The sequence below is a fragment of the Chryseobacterium jejuense genome (genome assembly GCF_017877355.1).
Lineage (GTDB): Bacteria > Bacteroidota > Bacteroidia > Flavobacteriales > Weeksellaceae > Chryseobacterium > Chryseobacterium jejuense_A.
In genome coordinates, this window is the sequence record NZ_JAGIPR010000009.1 from 14225 (window position 1) to 25494 (window position 11270).

The 11270-nt window shown below is 34.7% G+C and carries 12 protein-coding genes and 1 riboswitch; of the genes, 4 read left to right on the forward strand and 8 right to left on the reverse strand.

All coding sequences use genetic code 11. The features are described 5' to 3' along the window. Positions 1 to 117: 117 nt before the first annotated feature. A complete protein-coding gene (locus J2772_RS17320) occupies positions 118 to 525 on the reverse strand; it encodes a type II 3-dehydroquinate dehydratase (RefSeq protein WP_209918951.1) in 408 nt (135 codons plus the stop codon). Between the two features lie 244 nt (positions 526 to 769). After that, positions 770 to 866, forward strand: a riboswitch (SAM riboswitch). An 83-nt stretch (positions 867 to 949) separates the two neighbouring features. On the opposite strand from J2772_RS17320, the gene J2772_RS17325 reads away from it, so the two are divergent. Both J2772_RS17325 and J2772_RS17330 read left to right on the forward strand, forming a co-directional pair. Continuing rightward, positions 950 to 3886 (forward strand): SusC/RagA family TonB-linked outer membrane protein, encoded by a 2937-nt coding sequence (locus tag J2772_RS17325; protein WP_209918953.1) that lies wholly within the window; start codon positions 950 to 952, stop codon positions 3884 to 3886. A 17-nt stretch (positions 3887 to 3903) separates the two neighbouring features. Continuing rightward, on the forward strand, positions 3904 to 5397 hold the full coding sequence (locus tag J2772_RS17330; protein ID WP_209918955.1) for a RagB/SusD family nutrient uptake outer membrane protein: 1494 nt from the start codon (positions 3904 to 3906) through the stop codon (positions 5395 to 5397). 112 nt (positions 5398 to 5509) lie between these two features. On the opposite strand, the gene J2772_RS17335 is transcribed toward J2772_RS17330, so the two are convergent. The 3 genes from J2772_RS17335 to J2772_RS17345 form a co-directional block, all read right to left on the reverse strand. Continuing rightward, positions 5510 to 5842: a hypothetical protein gene (locus J2772_RS17335; RefSeq protein ID WP_209918957.1), complete on the reverse strand. Its 333-nt coding sequence runs from the start codon at positions 5840 to 5842 to the stop codon at positions 5510 to 5512. Next, on the reverse strand, positions 5832 to 6035 hold the full coding sequence (locus J2772_RS17340) for a hypothetical protein (protein ID WP_209918959.1): 204 nt from the start codon (positions 6033 to 6035) through the stop codon (positions 5832 to 5834). Before J2772_RS17340 ends, J2772_RS17335 begins: the two co-directional genes overlap by 11 nt. A 236-nt stretch (positions 6036 to 6271) precedes the next feature. After that, positions 6272 to 6655 carry a hypothetical protein gene (locus J2772_RS17345; protein ID WP_209918961.1) on the reverse strand — a complete coding sequence of 128 codons (384 nt, stop codon included), beginning with the start codon at positions 6653 to 6655 and terminating at the stop codon, positions 6272 to 6274. A 140-nt stretch (positions 6656 to 6795) separates the two neighbouring features. On the opposite strand from J2772_RS17345, the gene J2772_RS17350 reads away from it, so the two are divergent. After that, positions 6796 to 6996: a hypothetical protein gene (locus J2772_RS17350; protein ID WP_209918963.1), complete on the forward strand. Its 201-nt coding sequence runs from the start codon at positions 6796 to 6798 to the stop codon at positions 6994 to 6996. An 885-nt stretch (positions 6997 to 7881) separates the two neighbouring features. On the opposite strand, the gene J2772_RS17355 is transcribed toward J2772_RS17350, so the two are convergent. From J2772_RS17355 to J2772_RS17365, 3 genes are read right to left on the reverse strand one after another with little or no spacing between them, the layout of a single operon-like run. Further along, a complete protein-coding gene (locus J2772_RS17355) occupies positions 7882 to 8490 on the reverse strand; it encodes a hypothetical protein (RefSeq protein ID WP_209918964.1) in 609 nt (202 codons plus the stop codon). A gap of 17 nt (positions 8491 to 8507) precedes the next feature. Then, a complete protein-coding gene (locus J2772_RS17360) occupies positions 8508 to 8906 on the reverse strand; it encodes a hypothetical protein (protein WP_209918966.1) in 399 nt (132 codons plus the stop codon). Beyond that, the gene (locus J2772_RS17365; protein WP_245365255.1) at positions 8903 to 9928 is read right to left on the reverse strand and encodes an RHS repeat domain-containing protein; all 1026 of its coding nucleotides are present in this window, start codon (positions 9926 to 9928) and stop codon (positions 8903 to 8905) included. Before J2772_RS17365 ends, J2772_RS17360 begins: the two co-directional genes overlap by 4 nt. A gap of 45 nt (positions 9929 to 9973) precedes the next feature. Here J2772_RS17365 and J2772_RS24205 point away from each other — a divergent pair, with 45 nt between their 5' ends. Next, the gene (locus tag J2772_RS24205; RefSeq protein WP_245365256.1) at positions 9974 to 10234 is read left to right on the forward strand and encodes a hypothetical protein; all 261 of its coding nucleotides are present in this window, start codon (positions 9974 to 9976) and stop codon (positions 10232 to 10234) included. A 246-nt stretch (positions 10235 to 10480) separates the two neighbouring features. Here J2772_RS24205 and J2772_RS17370 read toward each other — a convergent pair whose 3' ends face one another. Further along, a complete protein-coding gene (locus J2772_RS17370; protein WP_209918969.1) occupies positions 10481 to 11074 on the reverse strand; it encodes a hypothetical protein in 594 nt (197 codons plus the stop codon). Positions 11075 to 11270 lie beyond the last annotated feature (196 nt).

The window sequence follows — 11270 nt, forward strand, 5'->3', positions numbered from 1 at the left end:
TTTTGCAGATGTTTGCACTATAAATCTACCAACTCTTAATGTTAAGATCTGCTTAATCTGTTAAATCTGCGTGCAAAATATTGTATTCTGTATAAATCAGGGCGATTCATTATTGCTTTACTTTAAACTCAGTATAGCCAATCTGTACCCATCCATTCCAAATCCGGATAAAACCGCATCAGTATTAGCTGCTGTAACAGACTTTTGTCTGAATTCTTCTCTTTTGTAAATATTGCTGATGTGAACTTCCACTTTAGGCTTTCGGATATTCTTCAGACAGTCAGCGATAGCATAAGAATAATGGGTGAAAGCTCCCGGATTAATTACTACTGCATCAAAATCATCCTGCTGAAGCCTGTTGATAAGCTCTCCTTCGATATTAGACTGGTAGTAGCTCAATTCATGAGTCTGAAACTCAGATTTTAAGTTATCCATATAAGTTTCCATGGAAACATTTCCATAGATTTCAGGTTCCCGGGTACCTAAAAGATTCAGGTTAGGCCCATTTATAATCAAAACTTTCATTCTATAAAATTAAAAAGTTTTTTTAATTAAAAATCAAAAACTTCTGTGAATTCAGTGCTTTTCTTCATTGAATTATTAATAATGATATTTGTCATGTTTGATAAAATGATAATCGCTGCAATTCCTTTTTGCAATGACTTTTAATAAAAACTTATGTTAATTTTTGAAAAATTATTATGAAAAAACAATAAGTCTACTTGTTTTATAGACTAAAAGTTTATAGCTTTGCAAACATATTTCGATCGGCTTATAAAGAAAGATGGAGGGAACTGACCCAATGATATCTTGACAACCTGCATTGTGTAAGGTGTTAAATTCAGCCTTTAAAGGAAAAATAAGCATTTGGTTTATCGTATTTATCGATGCCCTTTGCTGACTTTTCAGTAAAGGGTAAAATTTTAATATATGGTAAACAAAATTGATTATGATTAATAAAAATATATTTAACTCTAAAGTTTGGATTCCGCCAGTTGCTGTATTTTTCCTGGGAATTGTAAGTGTAAGTGCACAGAATTCCAAACCGAAAAAAGATACACTTAAAGAAAAGGAAATTGATGAAGTAGTGGTGGTAGCCTATGGAAAGGCAAAAAGAAACAGCTACACCGGTTCAGTAGCAACCATTTCCAGTGATAAAATCAATAACAGACCTGTAACCAATGTAACGAAAGCATTGGAGGGGCAAGTGCCCGGAATTCAGGTTACCGGTGCTTCAGGACAGCCTGGAGCAACTTCTACCATTCGAATTAGAGGAGTGGGGTCGGTAAGTGCTTCAAGTGAGCCTTTATATGTTGTGGATGGAATTCCTTTTGACGGAAATATCAATGCCATCAGCCCTAACGATATAGAATCTATCAGTGTTCTGAAAGATGCTACAGCAAGTGCTTTATATGGTTCAAGAGGAGCTAACGGGATTATTATCATTACCACAAAGTCAGGTAAAAAAGGGGAAGCCAGAGTAAATTTAAATATCAGTCAGGGATTCTCAGGCAGAGCGGTAAAAGATTATGAACAGGTAAATACAGACCAATATTTTCAACTGTACTGGGAAGCTATGAGAAATGGTTATCAATCCGGTCTGATCAATGCTCAGCAGGCAGCTCAGATGGCGACGGATAATATTATTTCTAATTTGGGGATTAATCCTTATGGTGCTAATTATCCAAAACCTGTAGGAACAGACGGAAAACTATTGCCGGGAGCAAGAGCTTTATGGAATGATGACTGGAGAGATATTCTACAGAGAGTGGCTTCCAGAAATCAGGTAGATCTGGATATCAGCGGAGGAAGTGAAAAAAGTAACTATTTCTTTTCATTAGGATATCTTGATGATAAAGGAATGGCGATTGAGTCCGGATTTAAAAGATATAATACCAGATTAAAGATCAATTCTGAGGTTAAAAGCTGGCTGAATGTTGGGGTTAATTTAAGTTATACAAACAGCATTCAGCAGGCTCCAAGTTCTTCAGATTCCAAAGCCAGTAATATTATTCAGGCTGCGAGAGCCATTCCGTCTTTCTATCCTTATTATGAAAGAAACCCTGACGGTTCTTATGTATTGGATGCTGAAGGAAACAAGGTGTATGATTTTGGAAAATACAGACCTACTGCGGCCCTTCAGAATCAAAACCAGGCAGCAAGCTTACCACTGGATAAAAATGAAAATAAGATTGATAACTTTTCAGGAAAAGGATTTATGGAATTGACATTCCTTCCTGAGCTGAAGTTTAGATCAAGCTTTTCTGTTGATGTGGTTAGCTATAATGAACATTATTATACAAATCCACTTCTTGGACAAGGAAAAGAGACTGGAGGGTCTGTGTCAAAATCCAATAGCAGAACCCTTTCTTATACCACCAGTAATATTTTAACTTACGATAAGAGATTTGGAAAACACCATATTAATGTATTGGGAGGTCATGAATTTTATAAATATGATTACCAGATCATTTCCGGAAGCAGACAAGGTTTTTCACTGCCTAACTATTATGAGCCTGATGCAGCTTCTTTATTAGTTAATTTCGGTGGAAATAGTGATAAACTGAGTTTACTAAGTTTCCTTGGAAAGGTTGAGTATGATTTTGACAATAAATATTTCTTTTCAGCATCAACAAGAGCAGACAGTTCTTCAAGATTTGCAAAAGATAACAGATGGGGGACATTCTGGTCTGTGGGAGGATCCTGGAAACTTTCAAACGAAGAGTTCATCAGAAATCTGAACTTCTTCAATGTATTGACATTGCGTGCAAGCTATGGAGGACAAGGGAATGATAAATTACTGAAACCAAACGGCTCATCACTGTATTATGCTTATCAGGAATTATATAGAGATTCACCTCTTGCCGGTGAGCCTGGAAAAACATTGGAAAAAGTAGGAACTCCTAATCTGAAATGGGAAACGAATCTTAACCTGAATGTAGGGTTGGAGTTTGCGATCCTTAATAACAGAATTAAGGGTAACGTGGAGTATTTTGAAAGAAAAAGTAAAGATCTCCTGTTTAATGTACCGGTAGCACCGTCTTTAGGGATTAGTGACTATCCGGCTAACGTTGGAACGATAAAGAATACAGGTTTTGAATTTTCATTGTTTACAACACCCATTAAAACCAGCGACTTCCAATGGAATGTCGACATTAACCTGAGTACTTTAAATAATAAAATTACAAAATTACCTGGGGGACCGCTTGTTGTAGGAACAACTAAACAGTTAAACTTAGGGGGTTCTGTATATGATTTTTACCTTCAGGAATGGGCTGGGGTAGATCCAAGTAACGGAAAACCATTGTGGAAAACCATTACGAAGGATGCTAACGGAAATCTGGTAGAAGGAACAACTTCAGAATATGCTAAGGCTACGAAGATTTTACAGGGTTCTGCTTTGCCTAAATTAACAGGGGGAGTGAGTACAAGTATTACGTATAAGGATTTTGACTTCTCAGCTTTATTGACCTTCAAGATTGGCGGAAAGATTCTGGATACAGATTATGCTTCCATCCTACATAGCGGAAACTTAGGTGGACGTGCTTGGGGTACAGAAATGCTGAACAGATGGACTCCGGAAAATCCTTACACAGATGTTCCTGCTTTAAGCACAAAAACGAATAACTGGACCTCACAGTCTACAAGATTCCTTTATTCAGGTACGTATGCGAGACTTAAAAATGTAAGTTTAGGATATACATTGCCATCAGATTATTTTGAAACCATCGGATTGAAGAAATTCAGAATTTATGTTCAGGCGGAGAATCTTCTGACCTTCTATAAACATAAAGGAATGGATCCTGAACAGGCGCTGGATGGAACAACGTATTACAGGTATCCGGCGATGAGAACAATTACTTTTGGTCTTCAGGCAACATTCTAACTTTTAAAATTTGAACAATGAAAAATCTAAAATATTTATCTTTTGCTTTAATCGGATTATGGTCGCTCTCAAGTTGTGAAAGTGAGATGGATACTGCTCCTACAGATCAAGCCAACAGTGTGGAAGTTTTCAAAACAGCTGAAAGTGCGGAAACAGTTATCAACGGAACCTGGGCAAAATTCAATAATGACGGAACTACCTTTGCCAATATCGGATACTCAACTGTTTTAAGAGCAAGTGATGCAATGGGCAGTGATGTAGCTGTATTAACCAATAAATATGGTTTCTCGTCTACTTATGATTTCACGGAAATGGTGAATAATACAGTTGGCCGTCCTTTGTTTATCTGGACGATGTTATATTCTACCATCAATAATATGAATAATGTTATTGCTAAAATTGATGCTTCGGAGGGAAGTCAGGCAAAAAAAGACCAGGTAAAAGGTCAGGCAAAAGCATTGCGTGCTTTCTGTTATCTGAATATTGCGAGCTTTTATCAATTCAGTTACCTTAAAGACAAGTCTGCATTGGTGGCTCCAATTTATACGGAACCTTCCACAACAAGTAGTGCTGCTAAGAAAAGATCCAGCCTGGAAGATGTTTATACTTTGATTAAAAGTGACCTTACAGATGCGGATAATTTGTTAAAGAACTATACCAGAAATAACAAAGATAAAATCAACCGTAACGTAGTGAACGGTATTTTAGCAAGAGTATATCTGAATACAGGGGAGTGGAGTAAAGCTGCAGCAGCTGCTAAAACAGCAAGAGAAGGTTTTGCGTTGATGACTCCAGAAAAGTATAAAGAAGGATTCAATGACATTAATAACGGAGAATGGATCTGGGGACATGCACAGACTCAGGAGATGTCAGATGCAAGTTATGCTTTCCATTACCTGGATGTATCTTCATCAGGAAGTTATTACTACAGTTTTATGGCAGATCCTTATTTTAAAAAACTGTTTGATTCCAATGATATCAGATCTCAATTATTCTCATGGGATGGTCTTCCGGGAAGAGAAGGACTGCTGAGATATGCTAAATTCAAATTTAAGTCTACTCTTATTGCAGATATTGTCTATATGAGAGCGGCTGAAATGTACCTGATTGAAGCAGAATCAGAGGCTAGAAACGGAAATGTAACTCAGGCAGTAACCGTTTTAAATCAGTTGAGGTTCGCAAGAAATGCTAATGCTTATACAGGATCATTAGCACAAAATGATGTGGTAAATGAAATCTTGATTGAAAGAAGAAAAGAATTATTTGGAGAAGGATTCTCGCTTTCCGATATTATCAGAACGCAGGGGACCGTGGAAAGAAAACCATTCGTAGATGCAGAAGGAAAGCCAATCAAAGTTCAGATAACAACACCTAGCGGAACAGTAAAAACAGTTGATGGGAAAGGGCACACCGTTTTTGATCTTCCAAACAAGACTCCGTTTGTACTGAACAGTCCTTATTATTTATTCAGTATTCCACTGAAGGAGATTGAAAATAATCCCAATTTATAATCTACAGTCCATATTAGATTTGATTTTTTAGCCACCGCTTTTGCGGTGGTTTTTTGATAAGACACCGTTCCTTATAAGCAACGGTGTCTGTTTTAAAATTATTTTTTATAGATTATGAGTTACTTATATTCTGAGCTTTTGTAATAATCATACTTTTCCCCAAAAATCTTAAAAGAGATGCAAGTTTATATAAATCATAGTCTATCATCTCTCGCTTTCCATCTAAAACTTTTTGCAAAAATTCCCAATCCTCAACTAAGCTTCCCATTGTCAATTCTGTAGGATCCTTATATGGGTCGTATAATTCTTCATCGATAATATTCCAATACAAGTCATTGTCAAAAGCAAAAGAGTCTGAATCATTTAATTTTTCCAACTCACTGACTAAAGCCTCAATAAGTTTCTTAAAATCTGCTTTTTTTAATTCTACTTTTTTATTTTCCATTGAGTAAGTTATTTAAATTCTTATGAAACGTTTTTATTTCATATCCTAAATGATGAACACGAGATTGAATGATTTTATTTTTTATTAAATCATTAGGTGCTTTTTTTAAGAGCCCCACATTATAATATTTTTGAGGATTTATTATATACTTTGTTAATTTTGATTGATGTTCAATAATTAAATTTTTATACATTTTATTGCATCTTTTGAGTGTAATAATTTTAAACCTTTTCCTGTACTAGCTGGTCCAATAGGCATGCCACCTCTTATATATTTCATCTCGCTCCACTTTCCTCCATAATAGATGTAATTTTTGCTTTCTCCAAAATTACGCCAAGTATTTTTATCAAAAATTGGAAAAGGTTTTTCTACGTATATATCCCCATTTTTGCATTTTTAGGGCAAGTAGGACAGTCTCAATCTCCTTCGCTATATGGATTCAGTTTGCATTTCTGTGGGATGCATTGCGTGGTTTAATCCTCCAATCACTACACCTTCCCAGAAATTACCTCCAGAAATCGCTCCAAGAAGTACAGTTCCTTCAGCACTATTGGCAGCTCCTTGAGCGATTGCTCCAAAAGCTGATGCTCCTAAGTTACCTAAGAAATCTGAAATAGCAGCAGTTACAAAAGATTGTCCTTGTACGGCACTTAATATTTTTTGTGGAATAGCGTGAGTTCCTATCTGTATCATGACAAATCCTATTTGTCCAACAGTTTCTTTCATCAACTGTGCTGCAGCGGTAATACATCCTCCAGCACTGGAGAATATGCTGCCTATTCCAATGGTTACAGCCCCCGATACAGCTCTCAATATAGTGGATTTGAAAATTCTCAACAAGTTAATGCTCTGCCCTGTAATCAATGAATTTAATATATAAACTGAAGCTTCTACAATAGCGCCAACGACAATAGCGGTTCTCGCTTTCCGATATTATCAGAACGCAGGGGACCGTGGAAAGAAAACCATTCGTAGATGCAGAAGGAAAGCCAATCAAAGTTCAGATAACAAGCCCTAATGGAACAGTAAAAACGGTGGATGGGAAAGGTTATACAGTATTTGATCTTCCAAACAAGACTCCGTTTGTTTCTAACAGTCCTTATTATTTATTCAGTATTCCACTGAAAGAAATTGAAAATAACCCCAATTTATAATCTACAGTCCATATTAGATTTGATTTTTTTAACCACCGCTTTTGCGGTGGTTATTATATATAAAATGGCTGCCTCAAAATAAGGCAGCCATTTATCATTGTGTTACAAAAAATATTCTGTTTGTATTGAATTTTTATATACTTTGACAAGAGGTAATACAAATATCACTTTCATCAAGGATTCCATTTTCTGATAAAATAAAATCAAATTTTTTGTCTGGAAATAAATGATAAAGTCGCATCTTCCAAAATTCCAGAATATATAATCCTAATTCCTTTTGAGTTTCCGGCTCGTGAGGTTTTATATCTTCAAAAAAATAGAAGACATCAGATATAGAAATATTATTCATGTATTTCTCTTTTCCTTGTGGGGTATTATCAAATCTATTTTCCCCATGCTGGCGCGAGCATCTCGATCGTGCCCTCAATCACAAATTAACATTTATTTCTAACACCTCTTGATTTTCTGCTCATATTTTAAAAATAGAGAAAATAGTTGTAATGTAAAAACGAAACCCTTGCAATGATGAGGGTTTTATTTTTATTCTTGACACGAGCTAGAAGCTCGCTCCAGCGAGGGGAATAATCCGAATTTATAGTATTAGTTTTTTAAATTCTTAAAAAGGGAAGCTATCGTTTTTTTGCGGTGGCTTTTTTTAGTTAAAAATAATAAAGGTACTTGATCGTATTTTCAAAAATATGAATCTAGCTATAGTTCAGTTTCTTTATATTGCTTTAAAATAAAATTATCCGAGGTATTAGAGTTTACAATTTTTTTCAATAATTCTTTATTTCTCTTACTTATAAATAAAAAACCACTGCAACCCTGCAGTGGTTTGGATTTATCAATTTAATTTGAATAATGCTAATAAGTCATCATACTATTTTACAACAAAAACTTGTTAATGATTTCATCATTATCGTCATTTATAATATATAATTGTATAAATGATTCATATTTCTTAATAATTACGGAACTTTTATCTGATGATTTATAATAAATGACCCTTTTGTTATTCATAAAGACTTCAAAATCACCTGTAAAAAATATACAAGTCATATTTTTATCAACAGTATTTTTTATTGTGTAATTTCCGTTTAAATTAACAACTCTTACTTTTTCATTTGTAATATTTTTATTAAAATATCTAACAAGCGAATTTTGAAATTCAAATGCACTAGAGAATTTATTGGTTAAACTTTCAAAAGCATTATTAGAATATATAATCTTAGTATTGAAAGAACCTTTATATTGGGCAGTAATAAAGTCAGCTTTTTCATTTCTATAAAAACTTACTGATGGACTATCCGAATAATCTAAAGTATAAACATGACTAGAAATAAAGGTTTTAGGTATACTATTAGAATATCTTTTAGGTATTTCCATAGTCATCTTGGATGCAAAGATTTCTTTTATAAAAATATCTGGTCTAAATAATATAAATAAACCCGCTAGCATAACTACTACTATTAAAAATATATTTTTTCTTTTCATTATTTTAATATTTTAACTTATAATCCGAATCCAAATCCCCAACTTCTAACTGGAGCAGGAAATGGTAAAGGTAATGGTAATGGTTTTAATTGAGGTGCCGGCTTCGGATTTACATGATATTCTAAGCCTATCGAATTTGACTGTATCCCTGATTTATACGAAAATTCTTGAAACCAATAATTTTTTGAAAATCCTCCATTAGTTGAAATCCAAGGAGTATCTAATCCACCAGCAAATCCTGTAAAGCTGCCATTCTCGTATGTAAGCCCTATGGAAACCATACCTCCGAATAAGGATAATGGCATTTTAAATGTAATTTTAGGTGCTGTTGATTTGTTTTCATAGGTAAGTACCGTATTTGCACTACCTGTTGACGTAGATTCTGAAGTTTGAAGAGCAATATCATCACCAATCAAATTTGTATAATAGCCAATATATCTTTTGGTTTTTTTACGATACTTACATTTGCTTTTTTATTTTTAGGTTTAGGGCCACCATCCATTTGATGCAGTCCATGATTCAGTCCTGCAACCATTCCTCCAATCACTACTCCTTCCCAGAAGTTTCCACCTGTCAGTTCAGAAGCAACACCACCCAACATAGCACCAGATAATATTGTCCCAGTAGTACTGTTTGCAAAACTACCTGCAAGACCACCAAATAAAGAAGCTCCCCAGCTTCCTGAAGCTCCACTCGCAAAACCATGAGTAAAATTAGCTCCCTGCATTAAAGATAAAGTACCTTGTGCAAAACCATGTACCAGGCCTTGTGCCATAGCACTTGCCACTTTATCTGTTAAAGTAAGTACCGTTCCTGCTGCCGGAGTAAATACGCTTCCTATACCAAAGGTGACCGCTCCGCTTACACCTCCCCAGAACATAGATTTCAGCGCTCCTCCTAACTGCCATTTACCACCACTTATAGCGACTCCTAGAGAATATGCTGCCAAGCCAACAGCTGTACCAATAATTGCAGCTGTGATTACTCCTGCTAAAAACATGTGAGATGCTGCCCATGCTGCTCCTAAGAACCAAATAAATTCGCCACTTGGGTCATTAAACATCAGGGGATTGTTCATTACATACCCATACTTGTTGTAGTTCTGCGTGTTAAATACATCTTGTATATTCTCATCAGCATTTAAGAACCTTCTAAGTAGCGGATCATACAACCTTCCATTCATATGAATGATTCCCACCTCTGCAAAATGCTCGTGGCTTGTATAACCTCTTTCTAATAATAACGAAGTAGTATCAATTATATTTTTATCTGTGATAATAGCTCCGTTTCCTATTTGTAAATGTGTAAAATTCCCCCAAGCATCAAAATGCCTTTGCTCTAATTTATTTCCAGCTTCATCACTGATCGCCAGGATACTTCCGATATAATCCTTATGCAGGAATTTATAAGATCCGGTATTTTCCGCATAGTTTTTCAAAAATACAATATTACTTTCATAAGGAGTTCCTCCAATATAAAGAATATGCTTTTCTTTTCCTGTGGTGTTGCCTTTGACAATCTCAAAACTACCATCTTCACAATAAAATTTGGTGAACTGGCCTTCCTGATCACTTCCGGAATTTCCACCGTCACTTGTTGTCTCATGACAGTTAATCCATACTGGAAAGCAACAGTAAACTTCCTTGTTTTTGATCTTCCCAACAAGCCCCCGTTTGTACCAAACAGTAATTACTATTTATTCAGTATTCCTCTGAAAGAGATTGAAAATAATCCCAATTTATAATCTACAGTCCAATAATTAGATTTGATTTTTTTAGCCACCGTTTTTGCGGTGGTTTTTATATATAAAATGGCTGCCTCAAAATAAGGCAGCCATTTATCATTGTATCAATAAAAATATTCTGTTTGTATTGAACCCTTTATATATTTTGACAAGAAGTAATACAAACATCACTTTCGTCAAAGAACCCTGCTCTCCGACGTCTCTCGACTTTGGAAAGCGTTTATAAAATTACTATTATTTATTGGCTCAAAGTCTGAAGACTTTGCCAGCGGGGGAATCAGGAAGCTTTTTTATGAATTCTTTGATTTTAATGTCCTGTAGCCCATCGTGTTGCAAGTAATGTTCAATTTTTAATGCTTTATTATAATCTTTACGAGATATTTTATACCTAAGCATTCCTAAAGAGAATTTTGATATTTCAATTCGTAATTTTTCCATTTCCAATCGATGAACCTCAGTATCTTTTTCAAGCATCTCTGCAAAATCTAATAATTTTTTGCATATGTAATAAATTTCATCCTTAAGAAAGATAGCAGGAAATCCTAGTAAAAAATTTATTCGGGAAAGTATGATGTTTTTAAAACCATACTCTTTTATTCCGTAATAATATTCTAATTTATTAACATTTATATCAGCATTTAATATTAAAAAATTCACTACTTCTTTAGGATTTACCTGATTTGAATAAAAATTTTTCAATTCTCTGATACTTGTCCATCCTGCTCTGTGTAATGATAAGTCTGCTTGATTTAAATAAGCAAATAAAAATACACAGAAGTTATATTCTAATTTTATTTTTTTCATATTTTCATTAAAAAGGTTACCACCAACGTTTAACATATTTTGGGTTCAAACTTCTTATATCCTGCTCTCCGAAGTCTCCAGACTTTGGATAAGGTTTATAAAATTACTTTTATTTATTGGCTCAAAGTCTGAGACTATGCGCAGCGGGAGTATTTTTTTTCATATAAAATGGCTGCCTCAAAAATAAGGCAGCCATTTATCATTGTATCAATAAAGATATTCTGTTTGTAAT